This window comes from Bradyrhizobium sp. HKCCYLS2038, assembly GCF_051167655.1.
Classification (GTDB): domain Bacteria; phylum Pseudomonadota; class Alphaproteobacteria; order Rhizobiales; family Xanthobacteraceae; genus Bradyrhizobium.
The window spans coordinates 1531256-1553857 of the sequence record NZ_JBNPTM010000001.1 but is presented as its reverse complement, the minus strand read 5'-3'; the positions used below and the strand labels follow the sequence as shown (position 1 = coordinate 1553857).

The following is a 22602-nucleotide window of genomic DNA, read 5'->3' as shown; positions in this document are numbered from 1 at the left end:
GCGGGGCGCACTCCCTCAGCGTTCGCAGTCGTCATGGCGCCGTGCCCACCCTGCACGCTCCGAGTAACATCGGCGACCGACTCACACTTGTCATTGCGATGCGGGCCGTGGTTGAATACCGTCGAGGCGGGGGAATGCCGGCGATGTTCATTGCATATTTCAGGGCGGCGCTGGATCGGACCCTGCGCTTGCAGCTCGCAGGTGCAGCGCTCTTGCTGACGGCTGGCTGCTCATCGGTCCCGACCCAGACCGAAGCCGCAAAGCCGCCGGAGGCGCCGCGGCCCGGCTACGCCGCGTTGCATGTCGGCAGGCCCATGGGAAGAAACGTCAGCATCTTCCCCATCAATATTCAGATCGACGGCAAGACAGTCGCCTCGCTGACACCTGGCCGTTACACCACCCTCGAGCTCACACCCGGCAAGCACACCATCGGAGTGCCGGACGATATTTGGAGCGGCGCAACGGCCGGCACAGCGCATCCCGTCGATTTCGTCGCAGCCGCCGGAAAGACCTATTATGCCGTGCCGACACATTGGTTTGCCGGCAACGATCAACGCGTCACGATGGTCGGCTCGGCCGTCGTCGTCGATCGCGTGGCCCATCAGCAGGTCGGCTTTGCCGTTCAGGAGACCCCACCGGCGGAGTTTGCCAGCCTGAACTTCACATCGTCGCCATAGGGCTTCGCAAGCGAGACCACTATCCCACCAGGCCGCCCGCGCCGTCATTCGCTCGAAGTCGCGCAGCGCTTGCGGCCGGACGGTGTCCGCGGTGATCGCTGCGTCCGGCGAATAGAAACTGCGCATCGCTGCCCATTCCCGTTGCAACCCTGCGTCGGCCTGACCTGCGCGCTGCTATTTCTCCTCTTGCGTACATTTAAATTTTAAATATTATGAAATAATCGGAAACATTATATTAGAAACTGCCGAAATAAATGTTTCATTCATGGCCCTCTCACGCCCTGCCCGGTCTGCTGCGGACGGCCGCCGCGCCGGTGCTGGCGCCCATCCGCGATGCCTTCCGGGCGCAGGTCTACCCACTCGGCTACGTTCCGTCGCATGACGGCATGCGCGGGCTGATGACCTTGGGTGTGGTCACGGCGCATGTGTCGCACACGCTGGTGCCGGGCGCGGTGCTGTATATCGACCTGTTCTTCGTCGCCAGCGCCTACTACATCACCGGCCTCTTGCTGCGCGACGTCGACAAGCACGGCCGCATCCGGTTCCGCGAGTTCTACGCCCGGCGCTTCGCGCGGATCGTGCCGCCGCTGCTCTTGATGCTCGCGGCCTATCTGCTGTTCACCTGGCTGCTGCGGCCGCCGTTCCTGCCGGCGCTGGAGCGCGCCGCGATCGCGCTCGGCTACATCGCCAACTACTGGTACGTGTTCGACCCCAAGACGATCGAGGACATCGGCCACACCTGGACCTTGTCGACCGAGGAGCAGTTCTACCTGCTGTGGCCACTGACCTTCGCGCTTCTGGTGAAGCGCTTCGGCGCGACGTGGCGGCTGGTCGGCGCCATCTGCGCCATCGCGGCAGCGTTCTGGGCGTGGCGCGTGTCGCTCGTGCTCGGCGGCGCCGAGTGGCGGCGGCTCTACACCGCATTCGACACCCGCGCGGATGCGCTGATGGCAGGCTGCGCGATGGCGGTCGTGCTGCGGCTGGTGCCGCACGGCGCCTATCCCGCGCTCGACCGGCTGTGGCCGAAGCTGGCATGGCCGCTGCTGCTCTACTGGGGCACGGTCACCTTCCTGTTCTGGCCCGCGGACGGCCCGAGCATGAACTACTATCTGTTCGGCAGCATGGTGTGCGGCGTGCTGCCCGGCATTCTCGTGCTGACCCTGCTGGGCCGCAGCCAAGGCACGATTCTGCACCGCATCTTCGAGCAGCCGGTCGCGATCTTCCTCGGCCGGATCTTCTACGGCATCTATCTCTGGCACCTGCCGATCCTGAATTTCCTCGACAGCTACGGCGTCTGGTGGCCGATGCGGCTCGCGATCGGGCTGCCGCTGTCCATTCTCGCGGCGACCTTGTCCTATGCGGTGCTGGAGCGGCGCTTCCTGCGCAAGGCAGCAGCCTCGCGACCACCCGCGGCACGGGCCTCCGTCATGGCCGCCATGCCGTTGCTTGCCCCGGGATCCCTCGCGCATGCCGAGCGGACCGTCGCAGAGTTGAAGCCGGCGTCGCGACCGGCAGCCACCGTCGAGGCACGGCTGGCCTAGCTGAGAGGCAGCCTCGCGCTGCCTCAGCCATGCAGGAGCGGCAACGCATGTCCGCTCGCGCGGATTTGCCGCACGCGGCGGGCGCGGCTGCCTTCAAAATGATCGAGACCGCACCGACACCGCGTCCTGGGAAGGGGCTACTTTGTTGCCGGAGTTTGTCGATGCCTCGTTTCACCATGATCTGGATTGGTTCAGGCCTTGCCGCAGCCTTGCTTGCCGCCACGCCCGCCCAAGCCGGCTACTACATCCTGCGCTGGGACAATTCCGGGATCTGCCAGGTCTGGAGCGAAGCGTTCGCATTCAAGCCGCCGCCGTGGCCGTCGCGCTACAAGGTCATCAGCCGTCTCGTGCCGACCTTCAACGACGCGGTCACGCTGCAGGTGAAGCTGCGGCGCGAGGGACGCTGCACGCTCTGAAGCCGCAAGGCGGGCGCCGCATTTGCACGCCAGGAGGCGCGCTCCGCACCTCCTCCGTCATGACAGCAGCATGTCGTCTCATCCGCGCTGACATCGCTGTGAACGGCGCCACGTCGCGGCTTGCGCCGCGCGCCCTTTTGTCGCACCACTTTCGCCGGAGGCCTGCCTCGCGCTGGCCTTCACGCCAGCCCGCGACCGCGGGCGGCTTTTGTTTGCTTGAGGAGATTGACGATGCGTCGCTTGACCACTCTCGTCGTTGCTGCGGCCCTGTCGGCTGCGTCTGTCACTGCGCCGGCCCTCGCCGCGCCTGCGCCCAAGAGCGGCTACTACGTGATCCGCTGGGACAACACCGGCATCTGCCAGATCTGGAACACCGAGCTGCAGTCTAAGCCGGTCGAATGGCCCTCGACCTACAAGATCGTCTCCAAGCCGGTGCCGACCTTCGTGGAGGCGACCAACATCCAGCTCAAGCTGCGTGAGGAGCGCCGCTGCTTCCTGTAAGCCGAACGCGCAAGGGTGCCGCCCGGCCGCAGCGTCATGGACCGCCTGCCCGATCAGTTGCAGCCCGGCCTGCGCCTCGTGTTCGTCGGCACCGCCGCGAGCGAACGCTCGGCTGCGACCGGCCACTACTACGCGCATCCCGGCAACCGCTTCTGGCCCACGCTGCACGCGGCGGGCCTGACGTCGCGGCTCTACCGGCCGGAGGAGTTTCCGGCGCTGCTCGCGCTCGGGATCGGCTTCACCGATCTGTGCAAGCAGGGCGCCGGCATGGACCATGTCGCGCTGAAGGCGGGCGTCGACATCGCGGGATTTGTCGCGAAGATCCGGCAGCATCGGCCGGCGACGATCGCCTTCACCAGCAAGAAGGCCGCGAGCCTGTTCTACGGCAGACCGACCAGCGCGATCGCGCTCGGCCGGCAGCCGGAGCACGAGGATTTTCCGACCACGTTCGTGCTCGCCTCCCCATCCGGCGCCGCGTCGGGCGCGTGGACGTTGCAGCCGTGGCAGGAGCTGGCGGCGCATGTCGTCGGGACGAACTGATATGCGGCGCACCCATGATGATCGGCAGGGCGGGGGCAAAGCCACCGCCCGCAGGGCGGTCGCGTGCCCACCACGCATCCGCGCACTCGGAAGCAATGGTGGGCACGGCGCGCGAGACATCGCAGCAAACCCGATCCAAGCGAGCGCGCCTTTGCGCGGACATTGCGGTCGTGGCGCGAGCTTGCGGCGCAGCTCGCTAAAGTGGACATGTTGACAGCTCAGCCGCAATAGGGAACCTGGACCGACACAAGGGAGGATCTTGGCGTGCGTCACGTGAATGTATCAGCCAGCGTACTCGTCTCCATCGGCCTCCTGTTCGCGCTGTTACCTTGCGATGCGTACGCCGAGGATCACGCCCGACAGGGAGCCCAGGCCAATCTGGCGGCGCGCCTGCCCGCCGACTATCGCCGGCAAATCGCCGACTATGTCCGTGTACGCAACGGATACGTCCTTCGCGATGCTCAGATATCAACGCCCTACGAACGCTGGGGCGGACTGTTCGCCGGTGGCACCTTCATCGCCATATGCGTCGTGCTGCATCGGGACAACATGCTGGGCATGGTGGTCCAGGACAACCATGTCCTGACTTTCGAGGGCGGGAAGCTCCACGAGGTGGGAAAAGGCACGGAATCCTGCGAAGGTCTTTCTCGCTTTACCGAGCTGATGCAGCCGCCGGCGGCAACGCAGCCTCCGCGTAGCGGACCCGCCGCGCCGGCGCAGCGCGCTCCGAAGCCGCCCGCCCCGGGTGGCTCCCGGACCTGATCTTCGAGCGCCGCATCGGCCAAATGATGATGAACTACGCCCTTGCCCGACGGGCAGTCCGTGCATGCCGCCATGCGCAAACTGCCCGTCGTGTTAGTTTGTCGCAGGCGTTGGCCTTGTCACGTCGGGCAAATCAAGACGATGGTCTCGCTCAACCCGCCTCAAGCAGAGGGACGTACGCGTCGTCACGAACGTGAGGTGGGCTGCGATGGACGTGACATCCGTGCTTGACGAGCGCGGTTGGCACGGACGGCGAAGTCGTGTGGTCCTGGCCTCTCGACGCTGAGGTCAAGTCCGTGATCGCTGCTGTGACGGCACGCGCGGGCGATGGGGGCAATAAAGCCGATCTCCAGGGAGAGCACGAAGGACACCGTTAAAACCACTCGCGCGGGGAAGGCCGGGATGTCCGAGCCGAACCTGTGGTACCTGCCGCCTGCATTTTTTTCTGCAGGCGGGCCATGGGGGCGGCAGGCTCCCGGCCTTCTCCGCGCCCTCTCGTTGTTTGGAGGGCGATGACGAATGCATCACTCGGGCACGACGTGCCGCGGGAAGGCGATGTCGCGTGTCATGAGTTGCCGCAACCGTCACCCCACCCTCACTGTCGTCCTGGACAAGCGCGCGGCACGCGCGCGCCGATCCGGGATCCATAACCCCAGGGAGTAGTATGAGGCACGATAGCCGCTCCATCTCGCCCAGCCACGCTCGGCACGGCGTATGGGTCCCGGGTCAGCGTCCACCAACGCTTCGCGTTGGTGGCCTTGCCCGGGACGACATCGTTTTTGTGGTCAGCGGCGGTGGTAAAGCGGAACGCATGTCTGTGGAGCCCGGCTCAGGGCCGGGACCACATCGTTGTTAGTTGCGATGCGCCGATTGCCCCAACTACCTGATCGTGATCGCCAGGCCCGACAGGTCGACGTTCGCCAGCAGGCCGACCTGCTCGCCGGAGAGCTCGAGCACAGCGCCCTTCTGGTTGGTCAGAATGATGCCGCGCACGCCGCGGCCGACGGCGAGACCGGCGCCGGCAGCGCCGTAGACGCCCTCGACGTCGGACGGACGCCAGATGTTGCTGACGCGGCCGCGCAGCACGGTGCGCGAGCCGCCGAACACCAGGCCGTAGTCGATGCCGCCGGTCGAGAGCGGATAGGCGCGGCCGTGGAAGTTCAGCACGCCGCTGCCGCCGGAGCCGCCGATGATCCATCCCGCCTTGTAGATGGTCAGCGTGATGAAGCCACCATCCGCGTGCGCCGTGGCCGGCAGGATGGCGCCGGCTGCGGCCGTCAATGCCACCAGCAGACCGCGAAGCGAGGATGCAATTTTCATGGATGAAGTCTCCAGCGAAGTGATTTTGCGACGTGAACTACGAAGATGCGAACCGAGGTCGGTCGATGGCCCAGGGACCATCATGTCTGACGATCATGCCCCACCAAGCGAATCGATCGGGCCGAATTTAGCCGTTTGCGCGGCGGGACGCACAGCGTGTCGCACATGTGGTCGAAATACCGCTGCAGCGCCGCATGGGCGGCGATCGGATTTGAACCGGTTCCATGACGATCGACACGAAGGGGTGGCCGGGCCAAAGCCCGACCGGGCTCCGGCTCACGCACGACCCGGGGCGCATCATTCGTATGATCATTTGAGGAGCCTTACTGATGAAACGCATTTCGCTGTTGTGTGCCACCGCCGCCATTGCCGGAGCCGCGCTATCCGCCGCTACGCCCGCCAGCGCCGCGCCCTATCACCTGATCCGCTGGAACGACACCGGCTTCTGCCAGGTGTGGGACAATGGCGTGCCGACCGCGCCGTGGCCGGGCAACTATCAGTCGATCACCGCCAAGGTGCCGACCGTCATCGAGGCGCTGACGATGAAGGAGCATCTGCTCCGACACGGTCACTGCAAGTTCTGATCGCCCCTCTCCGACCACGCACCGGGGCGGAGCGGCTGCAGCTTCTCCGCCCAAATTCGTCGAGACCCGCGCGAAACCATGGCGCTTTCGGGGTATTCGGGCCCGCACGGCGGCTACGGGCCGTTTGTTAAGGCCCCATTAACCTTGTCCGACCACGGTGATTTACGGGCTGGATGTTCAGTTGGTCTCGATGTTTTCGCGTCGTTCAGTATCGGCGCGGGCGTTGATCGGGAGGAGTTATGTCGCAAGAGTTGTCAGCCGAAGCCGCGAGTCCCTCGCTGGTTCCCATCGCAATGCCGCCGTCGCCCTCCGCGACGGAGGTCCTGCCGCTGTTGATCGGCACGCCCTTGTCCGAGATCGAGCGCGAGCTCATCGTTCAGACGCTGGCGCACTGCAACGGCAATCGCACCCACGCCGCCAGGCTGCTCGGCATGCCCGTTCGCACCCTGCGCAACAAGATCCGCAGCTACACGGCCGATGGCATCTCGGTGCCGGCCTATTCGGCCTGAACCAACGCCGGCCGCGCGACCTCCCGTCGCGTGGAACTGATCAGGATGCGGCGCCGATTGGTGTTGATCAATCGGCCCCGCAGCCCTGCTGCAATTGCTGCCTTCGTCGCTGCTCTGTTAGGCTTCGCCACGAATCAGCGGTTTGTAGCGGAGTTGCGGTAGTGGCAAGGAATCCGGCCGGACGCGGCCTGCAGGGCCCCGTGGGTCCACGTGGCCCGCAAGGGCAGCCCGGACGGCGCGGACCGGATGGTCAGCGCGGCAAGCCGGGTCCTGACGGCAAGGCCGGGCCGCAGGGCAAGCCCGGTCCGCAGGGCAAGCCCGGTCCGCAGGGGCCGCGCGGCGAAGCCGGCAAGCCCGGCCCGCAAGGACCTGCCGGATCGCAGGGACCGCGGGGCGAACCGGGTCCGCCGGGCACGCTGCCGACGATCGATCAGCTGATGCCCTGGCTGGAGCAGATCTTCGCCGCCTACGACGAGTACAAGCGCAACAGGGATCGCGAGGCGCACGAACGCGACGCGCAGCTCGTCGCTGTCCGCGACATCTTCGCGGCGACCCAGCACGACGAAGCGCTGGAGGAAGCCTTCGAGGACGACGATCCGCACGAGATCGACGTCCCCAAGAAGAAGAAAAAGAAGAAGCACAAGAAGAAAAAGAAGCACGGCAAGCACGCACGTGACGAGGATGACGGCGACCACGACGGTGACGAGCGCGATCACGGCGACGACGGCTTCTGAAATCGCCCAGTGCGACGCAACGTGCGCTTGGCGGACTGATGTTTGCCGGACCGGTGTTTGGCGGACTAGCGCTTGCCGAAGCGGATCTCCGAGCGCTCGCGCGCCTTGGCGGCCTCGATCTCGCGATCCCGCGGCGCGGCCTGGGTCTGCAGCGAGGTGAGGAGCCGCCGCGCGGCATCGGCGACCTCCTCCACCGCGCGTGCGAAGGCGGCCTCGTTGGCCTGCGAGGGTGCGCTGAAGCCGGACAGCTTGCGCACGAATTGCAGCGCCGAAGCCTGGATTTCGGCTTCCGTGGCCGGTGGCTCGAAATTGAACAGCGTCTTGATGTTGCGGCACATGACGGTTGAATCCGGTGCTGAACCAAGTCGCCCGATGTGCTATCATGCCCCCGAGGCGGCCGAAAGAGTCGCGCACAGATCAGGGGGAATCCATGCTTCGACCGTTCGCCGCCGTCGTTTCCGTGTTCGTCGTTCTTTGCGCGCCAGCCCGCGCCGCCGACTACCCCGCACCGAAGCAGGGCGATGTCGTCATCAAGGATTTCAAGTTCCACACCGGCGAGACGCTGCCGGAGCTGAAGCTGCACTACACCACGGTCGGCGAGCCCACGGGGCAGCCGGTGCTGGTGCTGCACGGCACCGGTGGTTCGGGCGCCAGCATGCTGGTGCCGAGCTTCGCCGGCGAATTGTTCGGCAAGGACCAGCCGCTCGACGCGACCAAATACTACATCATCATTCCCGACAGCGTCGGGCACGGCAAATCCTCAAAACCCTCGGACGGGCTGAAGACCAAGTTTCCCGCCTATGACTACGCCGACATGGTCGATGCGCAGCACCGGCTGCTCACCGAGGGTCTCGGCATCAAGCATCTCCGCATGATCATCGGAAATTCGATGGGCGGCATGCACAGCTGGGTGTGGGCCACGCGCTATCCGGAGTTCATGGACGTGGCGGTGCCGATGGCCTCGCAGCCGACCGAGATGGCCGCCCGCAACTGGATGCTGCGCCGGATCATGCTGGAGACGATCCGCAACGATCCCGACTACAATGGCGGCAACTACACGGCCCAGCCGCGCATGATGAAATATGCCGTCACCGCCTACGGCACGGCGACGGCCGGCGGCACCATCGCCTATCAGCTGGCGGCGCCGACCGCCGCCAAGGCCGACAAGATGGTCGACGAGCGGCTGGCGACGCCTATACCGGCCGATGCGAACGACTTCATCTATCAGTGGGACTCGTCGCACGACTACAATCCGTCCGCCGATCTCGAGAAGATCAAGGCGACGGTGCTGCTGATCAACTCCGCTGACGACGAGCGCAATCCGCCGGAAACCGGCGTCACCAGCGAGGCGATGAAGCGCATCGCGAACGGCAAGGTGCTGCTGATCCCGGCCTCCGCCGAAACGCGCGGACACCTCACGACGGGCAACGCGAAGTTCTATGTCGAGCCGCTGCGCGAGCTGCTCGCCACGGCACCGCAGCGGGGCATGTGAAACGGCGGAAGGAGCGAGCGATGCGCAGGATCATCGTGGCCGCCGTCGCGGCCGGCTCCGTCGCCTGCGCGACGCTCGCCTTCGCGGTCGACAACGGGCAGTTCGAGAACGTTCCACCGGACGTGCGCGCCTGGTTCAAGAGCGTGATCGCGCCGAATGGCGTGCCGTGCTGCGACGTCTCGGACGGCCATCGCACGAGCTACGATGTGCGCAACGGCATCTATTGGGTGCCGATCGAGGGGCGCTGGATGCCGGTGCCCGAGCGCGCCATCATCCGCGACCGCGGCAATCCGGTCGGCGAGGCCGTGGTCTGGTATGTCCATCACCGCGGCGACATCATCATCAGCTGTTTCGTGCCGGCCGATGCGGTCTGACCCGGACGGATCCGGCAACCGAGGAGAAGAGCCTTGAACGACGCGCCCCCTGCCGACTTGGCTGCCGACTTGGCCGCGATCTATCCGAAGCCGAACGAGCGGGTGATCGCCAAGGTCCGGCCGGCGCTCGATGGTCACAGCCGCAAGTTCATCGCGCTGTCGCCGTTCTGCGTGGTGGCGACATCAGGCAGGGACGGCGCCGTCGACGCATCGCCCCGCGGCGGTCATCCGGGGTTCGTCCACATCGACGGCGACCGGCGCCTGCTGCTGCCGGACCGGGCCGGCAACAACAGGCTGGACACGCTCACCAACGTCACCGCGGGCTCGGGGAAGGTACAACTGATCTTCTTCGTGCCCGGGATCAACGAAACCTTGCGCGTCGGCGGAACGGCTTCGCTGTCGACCGAATCTTCTCTGCTCGCAAGGCTCGAGGAGTTCGGCAAGCCGCCGCGCTCTCTGCTCGTCATCGACGTGCGGGAGGTCTACTTCCATTGCGGCAAGGCCATCATGCGATCCCGGCTCTGGTCGCAGGAGGCCCAGGTGGCGCGCTCGGCGATGTCGAGCATCAGCGAGATCATTCACGATCAGACCAGCCTCGGAACGCCCGAGCCCCAGGACATCACCGACGCGCGGTGGCGCGAGCAACTCTGAGATGACATTCGTTCGCAATATGATGTCAGCAGATGGTCAGCTGCGAGCAGCTATCACGCGAACGGCAACCAGGCGCTGTTCGCGCCTTGATGCAGGTCAACAATCGTCGAGGCGGCAAAACCTAGGTATCAATGCGACGAATTTGTATCCTTGGACGAACCTCGCCGATGCCCGCGCTCTCCCGCGCTGCCCATCGTGGGTGGCCTTACCGCTTCGCCGGCGCGCTGCTGGTGCTGGGAGCGGCGGCGTGCGCTCCGGCGCTTGCCGAGGACGTCAAGCTCACGCCTGAGCAGGCGCGCAATCTCGGCGTGCGCGTCACCCATCCGGTGCCGAGCCCGACCGACAAGACGCTGCCCTACCCCGCGCAGATCGTCATTCCCACGCCCCAGCTCTGGGTCGTCAGCGCGCCCGTGTCCGGCATGGTCACGAACCTGGCCGTGGCACGCGGCGATCGTGTCAGCGTCGGACAACCACTACTGACGCTGGAGAGCCCGAGCTTCGTCTCGCTGCAGCGCGAGTATCTGCACGCGCTCACGCAGGAGGTGCTCGCCGCGCAGCAGCTCAAGCGCAACGCCGACCTGTTCGAAGGCAAGGCGATTCCGCAGCGCGTGCTGGAATCCAGCCAGACCGAGGCGCGCCAGGCCAGCATTGTGGTTGCGGAACGACGGCAGATGCTGCACCTCAGCGGCCTTTCGGACGAGGCCATCGCGCGCCTCACCAACGAGGCCGCGATCAGCGCCACGTTGACCGTTGCCGCACCGCAGGCCGCGTCCGTCGTGGAGATCGCGGTGTCTCCCGGCCAACGGATGGAGCAGGCGGCGCCGCTGGTGAAGCTCGCGCGCCTGTCGCCGCTGTGGGCCGAGATCGCCATTCCCGCCGCAAACATTGGCTCCATCAAGTCCGGCGCCAAGGTCGAGATCGACGGCTACGCGACGCCGGGGCGCGTCATCCTGGTCTCCGAGACCACCGACGCGGCGACGCAGACCATCCTGGTCCGCGCCGAGATCCCGAACAATGGCGAGCTGCATTCCGGACAGACCGCTGCGGCCCGCATCGGCTTCATCTCGGCAGGCGAAAGCGCCTGGGAAATCCCCTATGCCGGGCTGGTCCGCCGCGGCGAGCAGGCGTCGATCTTCGTCGCCATGGAGGGCGGCTTTCGGCAGGTGCCGGTGACGCTGCTTGCGGAAGATCAGGATCACGTTGTCGTTTCCGGACCCATCGCCGCCAAGGACGATATCGCAATCGGCGGCATCTCGGCGCTTCGAGGCATCCTCTCGCGCCTAGGGCAATAGACCGATGCTGCAAAGGCTGGTCGCATTCGCATTGTCGCAGCGCCTGTTCGTCGTGCTCGGCGTGCTGCTGCTGCTCGGCGCTGGGGCCGTGGTCCTGCCAAGCCTGCCGATCGACGCCTTCCCGGACGTCTCACCGGTGCAGGTCAAGATCATCATGAAGGCGCCCGGCCTCACTCCGGAGGAGGTCGAGCAGCGCATCACCGTGCCGATCGAGCTCGAGCTGCTCGGCCTTCCGAACAAGAAGATCCTGCGGTCGACGACGAAATACGCCCTCGCCGACGTCACCGTCGAGTTCGAGGACGGCACCGACATTTACTGGGCGCGCAACCAGGTTTCGGAGCGGTTGTCGAACGTCTCGCGCGACTTTCCCGACGGCGTCAGCGGCGGCCTGGCGCCGATCACGAGTCCGCTCGGCGAGATGTTCATGTTCACGATCGACAGTCCCGAACTGTCGCTCGCCGAGCGCCGCAGCCTGCTCGATTGGGTGATCCGCCCGGCGCTGCGCACGGTGCCTGGCGTCGCCGACGTCAACGCGCTCGGCGGCCTCGTCCGCGCCTTCGAGATCGTGCCGCGCAACGATGCCCTGGCCGCCCGGGGAATCTCCTCCGAGCTGTTCCGCAAGGCGATCGAGGCCAACAGCCGCAACGACGGCGCGGGACGCGTCAACCAGGGCGAGGACAGCGCGCTGGTCCGGATCGAAGGCAGCATCCGGACCATCGACGACATCAGGGGCATCGTCATCGAAAGCCGCGACGGCATTCCGGTTCGCGTCAGCGACGTGGCGCGCGTCAAGATCGGCGCGCTGACGCGCTATGGCGCTGTCACGGCGGACGGAAAGGGCGAAACTGTGGAAGGCCTCGTGCTCGGTCTCCGCGGCGCCAATGCCGGTCAGCTGGTGCGCGACGTGCGTGCGCGACTCGAAGACTTGAAACCATCTCTGCCGAGCAGCGTGAGCATCAACGTGTTCTACGATCGCAGCCGGCTGGTGAACCGCGCCGTCGGCACGGTGGTGCGCGCCCTCGCCGAGGCCACGGTGCTGGTCGTGGTCCTCCTGCTTCTGTTTCTCGGCAATTGGCGCGCTTCGCTGGTCATTGCGTTCAGCCTGCCGCTCGCGATCGTGATCGCCCTGATCGTGATGCGCGCCGTTGGAATGTCGGCCAATCTGATGAGCCTCGGCGGGCTTGCGATCGCGATCGGGATGCTGATCGATGCGCTCGTCGTCGTGGTCGAGAACATCGTGGGCAATCTCGGAAAGCGCGCCCCCGGCGAGACGTCACCCCTGATCCACCTCGTGTTTCGCTCGGTCTGCGAGGTCCTTGAGCCGGTTGCATCGGGCGTCCTGATCATCATCATCGTCTTCGTGCCGCTGCTGACCTTGCAGGGATTGGAGGGCAAGCTCTTCATCCCCGTCGCGCTGGCGATCATCTTCGCATTGGCCGCGTCGCTGCTGCTGGCGTTGACGGTGATTCCGGTGGCGACGTCCTTTGTACTCAGATCTGCGTCGCATCAGGATCCGTTGCTCATCCGCGCCGCGCAGCGCGTCTACGCACCCGCCCTCGGCTGGGCGCTACGGAACGAGCGCACGGTGATCGTCGCCGCCTTGGTGAGCCTGCTGGCGGCCGGATACGGCTACACCCTGCTCGGCAAGACGTTCATGCCGACAATGGACGAAGGCGATGTCATCGTCAGCGTCGAGACGCTGCCGTCGGTCAATCTCGACGAGTCGATCGCGATCAACGGCAGGCTGCAGACGGCGCTGCTCAAGGTGCCCGACATCGCCGCGATCGTCGCGCGGACGGGATCCGACGAGCTCGGCCTCGATCCGATGGGACCGAACCAGACCGACACGTTCCTCGTGCTCAAGCCCGCCGACCAGCGGGCGAACCAGGATCGCGAAGTCCTGCTGCAGAAGTTGCGCGACGTGCTCGCCGGTTTTCCCGGCATATCGCTGAGCTTCACGCAGCCCATCGACATGCGGGTGCAAGAGATGATCAGCGGCGTGCGCGGCGACGTCGCGATCAAGATCTTCGGCCCTGATATCGCCAAGCTCAACGACATTGCGGCCCGGCTTTCGTCGATGCTGTCGGGCATCGAAGGCGCCGAGGACGTCTACACGACGTTGAACGAGGGGGCGCAGTACTACACGGTGGCGGTGAACCGCCTGGAGGCCGGACGTCTCGGCCTCACCGTCGATTCCATCGCCAACTCGCTGCGGACCCAGATCGAGGGACGTACCATTGGCACAGCGCTCGAAGACGGGCGCCGGACGCCGATCCTGGTCCGCGGCAGCGATACCACGCGGGAAGCGCCGACCCTGCTGGCGATGCTTCCGCTGACGCTGGCCTCCGGCCAGCACGTGGCGCTGTCACAGGTGGCGCGCATTCAGCGGGTCGACGGCCCGGTCAAGATCGATCGTGAGGACGGCAATCGGATGAGCGTGGTTCGCAGCAATGTGCGCGGCCGCGACATGGTCGGCTTCGTGCAGGCCGCCCAGCAGAAGGTGGCGGCCGAGCTTCAGCTTCCAGCCGGCTACCGGCTGACCTGGGGCGGACAGTTCGAGAACCAGCAGCGCGCCGCGGCGCGGCTTTCGGTGGTGGTTCCCGTCGCGATCGGCCTGATCTTCGTGCTGCTGTTCACGACCTTCGGCTCCGTCCGTCAGGCCATGCTCGTGCTGATCAACATCCCCTTCGCCCTGATCGGCGGTGTGTTCGCGCTGATCTCGACGGGCGAGTATCTCTCCGTGCCGGCCTCGGTCGGCTTCATCGCCCTGCTCGGAATTGCGGTCCTGAACGGTGTCGTGCTGGTGTCTCACTTCAACCAGCTCCGTGCTCATGGGCTGTCCGAGCAGCGCATCGTCGTCGAAGGCGCCATGCGCAGGCTTCGGCCGGTGCTGATGACGGCCAGCATCACTGCGCTGGGATTGATTCCGCTGCTGTTTGCCTCCGGGCCGGGATCGGAAGTTCAGCGTCCCCTGGCCATCGTGGTGATCGGCGGGCTGCTGTCGTCCACGCTGCTGACGCTCATCCTGCTGCCGATCCTGTACCGCCGCTACGGTGCGGCAACGAAGGATGCGACATGACGGCCCAAGCGGTCTGCCTGACACTGGTCGTGCCGCACGCGCTGCGCGGCGACGTCTTCGACTATCTCAGCGAGCAGGCCGATCTGGTCGTGGGCTTCACCGCCTCCGACGCCGCCGGCCATGGCACGCGGATCCAGCTGCGAACGGCCGCCGAACGCGTCAAGGGATATGCCGACGAGGTCGTCGTGCGTCTGGTGCTGCAGGAGAAGGATTGCGAGCGGCTGCTTGACCGGATCAGAAGCGCATTCGCCGGAACCAAGCTCGTCTATTGGGTCATGCCCGTCACGAGTTCCGGCGTAATCGACTGATCGCCCGTGCGATTGTTCGAACCGGCCAGTCGATTCGAGGCTCTGGACAATCAGCCTCGAACCGACCGTTTCGCGAAACAAAATGCCGCCGGCCGACAGACGTCAGTGCTAGCTCTCGAGGCCGCCGACGTGCTTCTGGGTGTAGAGCTCGAGGCCGATGCGGCCGATCAGATCGAGCTGGGTTTCGAGGAAATCGATGTGATGCTCCTCGTCCTTCATCAACTGCTCGAACAGATCGCGCGACACGTAGTCCTTGACGCCGTGGCAGTAGGTTGCGGCTTCCTGATAGAGCGTGCGCGCGCCGATCTCGGCGGCAAGGTCGCACTCGATGATCTCCTTGACGTTCTGGCCGATGCGCAGGGGATCGAGCACCTGCATGTTCGGGAAGCCATCGAGGAAGAGGATGCGGTCGGTGAACTTGTCGGCGTGCTCCATCTCCTCGATGGATTCCTTGCGCCAGACCTTGGCCATCTCGAGAAGGCCCCAATTGTTCAGCAGCCGATAGTGCAGCCAATACTGGTTGATGGCAGTCAGCTCGCTGCGCAATCCCTTGTTGAGATATTCGATGACCTTGGGGTCGCCCTGCATAGATAAGCTCCGAAAAAAGTTAGAGGCCGCAGGCGCTCAATAACAGGTTCAGAGTGCGGAGACGACCCCGTTCATGCGCATTTTCCGAGCGAAACGGGCGCGTTTGAAGGCAAATGCGCGTCAACAAGCCGCCAGCGCGAACCGGCTCTGAATGTCGTCCTCGCCCCTCTGGACAGCAGTGGCGGCATGGGCATGCGCGTGCTTGCAGCCGGTCTGACAGGCACGCGCGCACGGGCCCAACGCCTCATCGATGATCGTCTTGATGGTGCGCGCACAGCGGCCGCACTCCGCACTGCACCCGAGACAGCCATAAACCTGCTTCGGGCTCCGCGGCAGTTCGTCCGCCGACGTCACCGCCTTGCGGATGTCGTGATCACTAATGACGTTGCAGGAACAAACAATCATGAGAAACCGGCCAGTCGTCTTTGGTCAGCTATCGATAGTGATTGGCATTTGCCCGCGCAAAGGGAAAACGGCGCTTTTGAAGCTATTCCAATCTCGTAGCTCATCTAGAACGAATCCAGGAATGCGACCTTGTCGCAGATCAAACTCGCTGCGCGCTGGGCTCAATCGCCTCCGCCTCCGTCGCCCCCGCCTCCGTCCCCTCCGCTCCCGCTGTCGGAACCGCCGCCATTGATGGGATTACCCATGACGTCGCTCGCGGTATTGCTGAACCAGCTGGACAGACCGCCGGACTCCGAGGGCCACGAACCGCCCGAATCGGCCCCCGTCGTGTCGGCCACGCTCCGCCGTCCTCTCCAGTCTATAACGACCAGCAGCACGTAGCCGGCGCCCGCGGCCAGGAAGACCGCGACGGCAATCACCAAGGCACTGGGCATGACAGCCTCTAATCTTTGCATTTTGTGCAACGCAGCATTGAACGTAACCTGGGCATGGGTCGTCCAATGGAACGAGCCCGTTCATTGATCATTCAAGCGGGATATGGGAACCTATCGTATGGCCTGTGCGCCATTCGCCGATCGGAGTGAAAGAGGTGAGGTCATGAAGAAGACTCTTGCGGTTATGGCCGCCGTGGCAACCCTGACGACTGCTGCAATGGCGCCCGCTCCGGCGGAAGCGCGTGGTGGTCGCGTGGCAGCCGGTGTCGCGGCTGGATTGCTCGGCGGCGCCCTCATTGGTGGGGCCATCGCAGCGGGCAGCAATCCCTACTACTACGGACCCGGCTATTCGTATGGACCCGGGTATTCCTACTATGGCGGGCCGGCCTACGTCGCCGATCCCGGCTATGCCTGCTACTGGCAGCGCCAGCGCTTCTGGGACGGCTATGGCTGGCGGATTCGCCGCGTGCGGGTGTGCGAGTGATCGTTCACCTTCATTAATTCCATGACCCTGCAGCGGAATTTCGGACGCGCTGGCCGCGCTGGCCAGAAAAAGCCGTTTTTCGGTCCCATGGGGTCCGGAGGGTTTACGAAGGGTTGACGGATTCTCGTGTTTTCTCACGAAGCTGACGGCCCTCAATCGAGCGTAAAACTATCACCCACCCGGCGCCGGCCTCGGCGCTCCTCCAGGAGATCTTGGACCATGAAGAAGATCCTGACCGCGGTGCTTGCGGTTGCGACAATCGCCGGTTCGCTCAGCGTGACCGCACCGGCTGCGAAGGCTGGCGACGTCGGCGCTGGCGTTGCGGCCGGCCTGATCGGCGGCGCCCTGATCGGCGGCGCGATCGCGTCCAGCCGTCCGGCCTATGGCGGCCCGGTCTACGTCGAAGCCCCCCCGCCCGGTCCGCCGCCGTGCGTGTGGCGCCGTGAGCGCTATTGGGACGGCTACGGCTGGGTGTCGCGCCCGGTTCGCGTCTGCTACTGATCGAGACAACGCATTTCGATGCGGCAAGCCCGGCCCTGCGGCCGGGCTTTTTGTTGGCCGCCTCCAGTGGCAGCGCCTTCAGCGCGCGGCGTTGATCGCCCGCAGCACCGATTCGCTCGGCCAGCAATCGACCTTCAGGCCGGCCTTCTTCTGGAACGTGCCGAGCGCCGCACGGGTCTGCATCCCGGCCTTGCCGTCGAGCTTGTCTGCGTAGAGGCCAAGTCGCGTCAGCCCCTTCTGCATCGCCTCGACATCCTTGCTTCGCAACTGCTGGGACGCCGACCACGGTGTTGCGAACCCAGCCGGGCTGGTCATGCGGTCAGCGAGATGGCCGACGAACAGCACGTAGAGGTCGGAGAAATTGTACTCCTTGATGACGAAGTAGTTTGCCGTCGTCAGGAATGCCGGACCGTAGATGCCCTCGGGCTGCAGCAGGGACGCCGGCTGCTGCTGCTCCGCCGCGCTCAGCCGCTGGCCGCGTACCGGCACGAAGCCGGATCGCAACCACTCGCCGATCGGCTTCTTCACCTCGGGCACGCCGATTGCACAATCGACATTGGCCGGCGGCTTGACCTCGTAAGCCCAGCGCACACCGCCTTGCCAGCCCTTGTTGGCGAGTTGCTTTGCCGCCGAGCCCAGCGCATCCGGCACCGAGTGCCAGAGATCGACCTTGCCGTCGCCGTCGAGATCCACACCGTGCTTGTAGTACTCCGAGGGCAGAAACTGGGTGAGGCCAACCGCGCCGCCCCACGACGCCCTGAGATCGCGACGCGACACCACACCATCGCTCAGCAGCTTCAGCGCCATGATGAACTCGGTGCGGTACTGGTCCTTGCGCCGGCCGACATAGGCCTGGGTCGCCAGCACGCGCAGCGCGTCATAGGGCAGCGCGTAGCGGCCAAAATCGGTCTCGCGGCCCCAGATCGCGAGCACGATCGGGCCGGGCACGCCGAAGCGGCGTTCGATCTCGGCGAGCGCCGGACGATATTGCTGGATCAACGTCTGGCCATGCGCGGCCAGGCGAGCGATCGAGGCTTCCTTGATGTAGTCGGCCGGCACCTGCACAAACTCGGCCTGCGCTGGCGCTCCGGTCGCGGGACGGCCGGGCAGCAGCAGATCGGGCAGTTTGTAGTCGGGCTCGAGTCCCCGGGTTTCGGCATCAAACGCCGCGCGCGAGACGCCCTGCTCCTTGGCTTCCGACCAGAGCGAGGCGACGAATTGCGTGAAGGCTGCGTCGGCGGCGAGAGCATGACCGCCGCCGAGCAAACAAAACGAAACACCAGCGATGACGAAGGTGCGCAAGCGGAATAACAGCTGTTGGGCCATCTGATAGGGCTATCACAGACCACAGGTGTTGTGAACGTCGCCAGTCCGCTGGAACTCAGCGCCTCAATGCCCCGCCGCCCGCTTTGCGTCCTCGATCGCGGCATTCGAAATCTTGTCCACCACGGCGATGCCGATCGCCGAGAGGATGAACACCGTGTGGATGATGGTCTGCCACATCACGCCAGTCTCCGTGTAGGTCGACTTGCCCGACGACAGCGCGCCGGCCTCGATGAAGGTGCGTAGCAGGTGGATCGACGAGATGCCGATGATGGCCATCGCCAGCTTGATCTTCAGAACGCTGGCATTGACGTGACTGAGCCATTCCGGCTCGTCGGGATGACCCTGCAGATTGAGCCGCGACACGAACGTCTCATAGCCGCCGACGATCACCATCACCAGCAGGTTCGAGATCATGACAACGTCGATCAGGCCGAGCACCGCCAGCATGATCTGCTGCTCCGAGAAATCGAAGGCGTGCGCGAACAGGTGCCAGAGCTCTTTCAGGAACAGCACGACGTAGACGCCTTGCGCGATGATCAGCCCGACATAGAGCGGCAACTGCAGCCAGCGCGAGCCGAAGATCAGCATGGGAATGGGGCGCAGCGCTCCGCCCTTGGAGGACAGGGTCGCGTCGGGGGAAGACATGATGGGGAATCTCGCGGCTGGGATGGAATGCGGAACGTCTATCTACGCAATCGCATAGCACGCGGAAGCGACAACACGTCGCAACGAGGGCGCGACGCTTTGTCCCGGATCGGAGACAGCATCGCGCCTCGCCATTTGGCGAATCAGCGGGTCAGCTTCTTGTACTTGACCCGGTGCGGAATCACGCTGTCCTGGCCGAGCCGGCGCATCTTGTCCTTCTCGTAGTCCTGGAAGTTGCCCTCGAACCATTCGACGTGGCTGTCGCCCTCGAAGGCGAGCATGTGGGTCGCGATACGGTCGAGGAACCAGCGATCGTGGCTGATGATGACGGCGCAGCCGGCGAAATCCTCCAGCGCCTCTTCGAGCGCGCGCAGCGTGTCGACGTCGAGATCGTTGGTCGGCTCGTCGAGCAGCAGCACGTTCGCGCCCGACTTCAGCATCTTGGCGAGATGCACGCGGTTGCGCTCACCGCCGGAGAGCGCGCCGACCTTCTTCTGCTGATCGGCGCCCTTGAAGTTGAACGACGAGCAGTAGCCGCGCGAGTTCACCTCCTTCTTGCCGAGCAGGATCAGCTCATTGCCGCCGGAGATCTCTTCCCACACCGTCTTGTTGCCGTCGAGCGCGTCGCGCGACTGGTCGACATAGCCGAGATGCACGGTCTCGCCGACGGTGATAGTGCCGGCGTCGGGCTTCTCCTGCCCGGTGATCATGCGGAACAGCGTGGTCTTGCCGGCGCCGTTCGGGCCGATCACGCCGACGATGCCGCCGGGCGGCAGCTTGAAGGTGAGATTGTCGATCAGCAGTCGATCGCCGAAGCTCTTGGACAGGCCCTCGAAGTCGACAACGTTCTGGCCGAGCCGCTCGGCCACGGGGATGATGATCTGCGCGGTCTGGGTCTGCTTCTCGCTGGCCTTCTTGAGCAACTCCTCGTAGCGCTGGTAGCGCGCCTTGGACTTGGCCTGGCGGGCCTTGGGCGAGGCCGCGATCCACTCCTGCTCGCGCGACAGGGTGCGTTGATGCGCGGCGTCCTCGCGGCCCTCCTGCTCCAGCCGCTTCTGCTTCTGCTGCAGCCAGGACGAGTAGTTGCCCTCGTAGGGGATGCCGCGGCCGCGGTCGAGCTCGAGGATCCAGCTGGTGACGTTGTCGAGGAAGTAGCGGTCGTGGGTGACGATCAGGATCGCGCCGGGATAGTTGCGCAGATGACCTTCGAGCCAAGACACCGATTCGGCGTCGAGATGGTTGGTCGGCTCGTCCAGCAGCAGCAGTTCGGGCTGGTCGAGCAGCAGCTTGCAAAGGGCGACGCGGCGGCGCTCACCGCCGGAGAGCTTGCTGACGTCGGCATCGTCGGGCGGACAACGCAGCGCGTCCATCGCCTGGTCGACCTTGCTGTCGAGATCCCACAGGCCTTGCGCCTCGATCTCGTCCTGCAGCTTGGTCATCTCGTCGGCGGTTTCCTCGGAGTAGTTCATCGCCAGCTCGTTGTAGCGATCGAGAATCGCCTTCTGCTTGCCGACGCCGAGCATGACATTCTCACGCACCGTGAGCTTGGGATCGAGCTGGGGCTCCTGCTCGAGATAGCCGACGCGGGCGCCCTCGGCGACCCAGGCTTCGCCGGTGTAGTCCTTGTCGATGCCTGCCATGATCTTGAGCAGGGTCGACTTACCCGAGCCGTTGACGCCAAGCACACCGATCTTGGCGTCGGGATAGAACGACAGGTGGATGTTATCGAGCACCTTGCGGGTCGGATAGGCCTTGGACAGGCCCTGCATGAAGTAGACGAACTGGCGCGCCATCGCGTGTCCCTCGAAACCTGCCGGAAATTTGCGGAAAATGGTTGCCGCTGATGTAACCGCGCGGTCCCCAAAGGGCAACCGGCGAGGCCGTCTGGGCGGCGACAATCACCGGGAGAATGACCGTCGGATCGGTCACAGTCGGGCCGCACGCCCGCGGACGATTACGGGTCCCTCACCTTGTGTGCGGCCGATCACGACAATTGCAACCATCTTTTAATTAATTCGGCGGGACACTCGGTCTCGGCACGCAGAACCGCGCGCCCAAGCGGCACAAAGCCCGAGACGACAACAGCGAGAGCCCGTCATGGCCACCCTCACGTCAGCCTCCCTGCCCGCCCCAGCGGCAGAACGCCGAAACCGCACCGGCCTCCTGGACGAAGTCAGGAGCTTCTGGCGTGAATTCGCGACGCGCGCCTTCAACCCGTACCGGCCGGAACAGCATTACATGCGCGGTCCGGGCCCGGCATGGCGCGCCAAATACGGCAGCGACGCCGCGTTCCGGCTCAAGGCCGACCTCGACTGATCTTGAACGGCGCCCCTGCTTGCGCGGCCGCCGCTTTGCGCGCAACGATGACATCCATTCGCCCCGGCGGCCTCGCGTCGCCCTTCCCGCTCCGAATGGATCCGACCGATGACGCGGCTGCGCTGTGCAATCCTCGACGACTATTACGACACCGCCCTGTCGCTGGCCGACTGGCCCAAGCTGGCCGACCGCATCGATGTAACCGCCTTCACGCATCCATTCGCCACTGAGGACACGGCGGCCGCCGCCTTGGCCGATGTCGACGTCATCTGCGCGATGCGCGAGCGGACGCCGTTGCCACGCACCCTGATCGAGCGGCTGCCCAAGCTGAAGCTGCTCATCACCTCGGGCATGCGCAACGCTGCCATCGATATGGACGCCACCAAAGGGCGCGGCATCGTCGTCTGCGGCACGCAATATGGCCGCGATCCCACCGCGCCGCTGACCATGGGCCTGATCCTGGAGCTGACCCGCAAAATCGGCCAGGAAAACGCCCGCATGCATGCCGGGGAGCCGTGGCAGGCGCTCGGCGGCGTCGAGATCGAGGGCAAGACGCTCGGCATCATCGGCCTCGGCAAGCTCGGCACCAAGATCGCCGGGCTCGCCAAAGCCTTCGGCATGAACGTGATCGCCTGGAGCCCCAACCTCACGCCGGAGCGCTGCCAGGAGGCGGGCGTCGGCTACGCGACCAAGGAGCAACTGTTCGCGACCGCCGATGTGATCACCATCCACGTCGTGCTCAGCGAGCGCTCACGCGGGCTGGTCGGGGCGGCCGACATCGCCCGGATGAAGCCGAGCGCCTATCTCGTCAACACCTCGCGCGCGCCGATCGTGGACGAGGCCGCGCTGCTACAGGCGCTGCGCGAGAAACGCATCGCCGGCGCCGGCCTCGACGTGTTCTCGGTGGAGCCGCTGCCGGTCGCGCACCCGCTGCGCGGGCTCGACAATGTCGTGCTGACGCCGCACCTCGGTTATGTCACCGAGGAGAGTTTCCGGGCGCATTATGGCCAGATGGTCGACTGCATCGCCGCCTGGCTCGACGGCATCGAGCCGCCGCGCCGGCTCGCCTGACCAGAGACGGCCCCAACGCAAAACACCCTCCGGAAGGGAGGGTGTTTTGATC

General features: G+C 65.3%; 26 protein-coding genes. 19 read left to right on the top strand and 7 right to left on the bottom strand.

Annotation, left to right across the window (positions count from 1 at the left end; genetic code table 11):
* The first annotated feature begins 41 nt into the window (after positions 1–41).
* The 6 genes from ACQR1I_RS06720 (at position 42) to ACQR1I_RS06695 (ending at position 4437) form a co-directional block, all read left to right on the top strand.
* A complete protein-coding gene (locus ACQR1I_RS06720; protein WP_434869060.1) occupies positions 42–677 on the top strand; it encodes a hypothetical protein in 636 nt (211 codons plus the stop codon).
* A gap of 254 nt (positions 678–931) precedes the next feature.
* On the top strand, positions 932–2218 hold the full coding sequence (locus ACQR1I_RS06715) for an acyltransferase family protein (RefSeq protein ID WP_434869061.1): 1287 nt from the start codon (positions 932–934) through the stop codon (positions 2216–2218).
* Between the two features lie 161 nt (positions 2219–2379).
* Positions 2380–2634, top strand: coding sequence for a hypothetical protein (locus tag ACQR1I_RS06710; RefSeq protein ID WP_434869062.1), 255 nt, complete (start codon positions 2380–2382; stop codon positions 2632–2634).
* A 231-nt stretch (positions 2635–2865) separates the two neighbouring features.
* Positions 2866–3135 (top strand): hypothetical protein, encoded by a 270-nt coding sequence (locus tag ACQR1I_RS06705; protein ID WP_434869063.1) that lies wholly within the window; start codon positions 2866–2868, stop codon positions 3133–3135.
* Between the two features lie 36 nt (positions 3136–3171).
* Positions 3172–3675, top strand: coding sequence for a mismatch-specific DNA-glycosylase (locus ACQR1I_RS06700; protein WP_434869064.1), 504 nt, complete (start codon positions 3172–3174; stop codon positions 3673–3675).
* A 264-nt stretch (positions 3676–3939) separates the two neighbouring features.
* Positions 3940–4437 carry a hypothetical protein gene (locus tag ACQR1I_RS06695; protein WP_434869065.1) on the top strand — a complete coding sequence of 166 codons (498 nt, stop codon included), beginning with the start codon at positions 3940–3942 and terminating at the stop codon, positions 4435–4437.
* A gap of 879 nt (positions 4438–5316) precedes the next feature.
* On the opposite strand, the gene ACQR1I_RS06690 is transcribed toward ACQR1I_RS06695, so the two are convergent.
* Positions 5317–5757, bottom strand: a complete 441-nt coding sequence (locus ACQR1I_RS06690) for a hypothetical protein (protein ID WP_434871125.1) — start codon at positions 5755–5757, stop codon at positions 5317–5319.
* Positions 5758–6086: 329 nt separating this feature from the next.
* Here ACQR1I_RS06690 and ACQR1I_RS06685 point away from each other — a divergent pair, with 329 nt between their 5' ends.
* From ACQR1I_RS06685 to ACQR1I_RS06675, 3 genes are all read left to right on the top strand, one after another.
* Positions 6087–6341, top strand: a complete 255-nt coding sequence (locus tag ACQR1I_RS06685) for a hypothetical protein (RefSeq protein WP_434871126.1) — start codon at positions 6087–6089, stop codon at positions 6339–6341.
* 239 nt (positions 6342–6580) lie between these two features.
* Positions 6581–6850 (top strand): helix-turn-helix domain-containing protein, encoded by a 270-nt coding sequence (locus ACQR1I_RS06680; protein ID WP_434871127.1) that lies wholly within the window; start codon positions 6581–6583, stop codon positions 6848–6850.
* 161 nt (positions 6851–7011) lie between these two features.
* Positions 7012–7584, top strand: coding sequence for a collagen-like protein (locus ACQR1I_RS06675; protein ID WP_434871128.1), 573 nt, complete (start codon positions 7012–7014; stop codon positions 7582–7584).
* Between the two features lie 65 nt (positions 7585–7649).
* On the opposite strand, the gene ACQR1I_RS06670 is transcribed toward ACQR1I_RS06675, so the two are convergent.
* Complete coding sequence (locus ACQR1I_RS06670; protein WP_434871129.1) at positions 7650–7922, bottom strand: DUF2277 domain-containing protein; 273 nt, start codon at positions 7920–7922, stop codon at positions 7650–7652.
* 92 nt (positions 7923–8014) lie between these two features.
* Here ACQR1I_RS06670 and ACQR1I_RS06665 point away from each other — a divergent pair, with 92 nt between their 5' ends.
* The 6 genes from ACQR1I_RS06665 (at position 8015) to ACQR1I_RS06640 (ending at position 14780) form a co-directional block, all read left to right on the top strand.
* A complete protein-coding gene (locus tag ACQR1I_RS06665) occupies positions 8015–9076 on the top strand; it encodes an alpha/beta fold hydrolase (RefSeq protein ID WP_434871130.1) in 1062 nt (353 codons plus the stop codon).
* 20 nt (positions 9077–9096) lie between these two features.
* Complete coding sequence (locus ACQR1I_RS06660; protein ID WP_434871131.1) at positions 9097–9450, top strand: hypothetical protein; 354 nt, start codon at positions 9097–9099, stop codon at positions 9448–9450.
* A 33-nt stretch (positions 9451–9483) separates the two neighbouring features.
* On the top strand, positions 9484–10101 hold the full coding sequence (locus ACQR1I_RS06655; protein ID WP_434871132.1) for an MSMEG_1061 family FMN-dependent PPOX-type flavoprotein: 618 nt from the start codon (positions 9484–9486) through the stop codon (positions 10099–10101).
* Positions 10102–10268: 167 nt separating this feature from the next.
* A complete protein-coding gene (locus ACQR1I_RS06650) occupies positions 10269–11393 on the top strand; it encodes an efflux RND transporter periplasmic adaptor subunit (protein ID WP_434871133.1) in 1125 nt (374 codons plus the stop codon).
* A 4-nt stretch (positions 11394–11397) separates the two neighbouring features.
* A complete protein-coding gene (locus tag ACQR1I_RS06645; protein WP_434871134.1) occupies positions 11398–14472 on the top strand; it encodes an efflux RND transporter permease subunit in 3075 nt (1024 codons plus the stop codon).
* Positions 14469–14780, top strand: coding sequence for a DUF3240 family protein (locus tag ACQR1I_RS06640; protein WP_434871135.1), 312 nt, complete (start codon positions 14469–14471; stop codon positions 14778–14780). Before ACQR1I_RS06645 ends, ACQR1I_RS06640 begins: the two co-directional genes overlap by 4 nt.
* Before the next feature lie 108 nt (positions 14781–14888).
* On the opposite strand, the gene bfr is transcribed toward ACQR1I_RS06640, so the two are convergent.
* Both bfr and ACQR1I_RS06630 read right to left on the bottom strand, forming a co-directional pair.
* Positions 14889–15368, bottom strand: a complete 480-nt coding sequence (gene bfr / locus ACQR1I_RS06635; RefSeq protein WP_434871136.1) for a bacterioferritin — start codon at positions 15366–15368, stop codon at positions 14889–14891.
* Positions 15369–15488: 120 nt separating this feature from the next.
* Positions 15489–15773: a (2Fe-2S)-binding protein gene (locus ACQR1I_RS06630; protein ID WP_434871137.1), complete on the bottom strand. Its 285-nt coding sequence runs from the start codon at positions 15771–15773 to the stop codon at positions 15489–15491.
* 597 nt (positions 15774–16370) lie between these two features.
* On the opposite strand from ACQR1I_RS06630, the gene ACQR1I_RS06625 reads away from it, so the two are divergent.
* Together ACQR1I_RS06625 and ACQR1I_RS06620 are read left to right on the top strand one after the other, a co-directional pair.
* Positions 16371–16691 (top strand): hypothetical protein, encoded by a 321-nt coding sequence (locus tag ACQR1I_RS06625; RefSeq protein ID WP_434871138.1) that lies wholly within the window; start codon positions 16371–16373, stop codon positions 16689–16691.
* A 219-nt stretch (positions 16692–16910) separates the two neighbouring features.
* Entirely contained in the window at positions 16911–17192 is a 282-nt protein-coding gene (locus tag ACQR1I_RS06620) for a hypothetical protein (protein ID WP_008964967.1), read from the top strand.
* A gap of 78 nt (positions 17193–17270) precedes the next feature.
* Here ACQR1I_RS06620 and ACQR1I_RS06615 read toward each other — a convergent pair whose 3' ends face one another.
* From ACQR1I_RS06615 to ettA, 3 genes are all read right to left on the bottom strand, one after another.
* The gene (locus ACQR1I_RS06615) at positions 17271–18518 is read right to left on the bottom strand and encodes a lytic murein transglycosylase (RefSeq protein WP_434871139.1); all 1248 of its coding nucleotides are present in this window, start codon (positions 18516–18518) and stop codon (positions 17271–17273) included.
* 63 nt (positions 18519–18581) lie between these two features.
* The gene (locus tag ACQR1I_RS06610; protein WP_434871140.1) at positions 18582–19163 is read right to left on the bottom strand and encodes a TIGR00645 family protein; all 582 of its coding nucleotides are present in this window, start codon (positions 19161–19163) and stop codon (positions 18582–18584) included.
* Positions 19164–19306: 143 nt separating this feature from the next.
* A complete protein-coding gene (ettA, locus tag ACQR1I_RS06605) occupies positions 19307–20956 on the bottom strand; it encodes an energy-dependent translational throttle protein EttA (protein ID WP_434871141.1) in 1650 nt (549 codons plus the stop codon).
* 304 nt (positions 20957–21260) lie between these two features.
* Between ettA and ACQR1I_RS06600 the strand changes: the two genes are divergently transcribed.
* A complete protein-coding gene (locus tag ACQR1I_RS06600) occupies positions 21261–21479 on the top strand; it encodes a hypothetical protein (protein WP_434871142.1) in 219 nt (72 codons plus the stop codon).
* 108 nt (positions 21480–21587) lie between these two features.
* Positions 21588–22550 (top strand): D-2-hydroxyacid dehydrogenase family protein, encoded by a 963-nt coding sequence (locus ACQR1I_RS06595; protein WP_434871143.1) that lies wholly within the window; start codon positions 21588–21590, stop codon positions 22548–22550.
* The last annotated feature ends 52 nt before the right edge of the window (positions 22551–22602 follow it).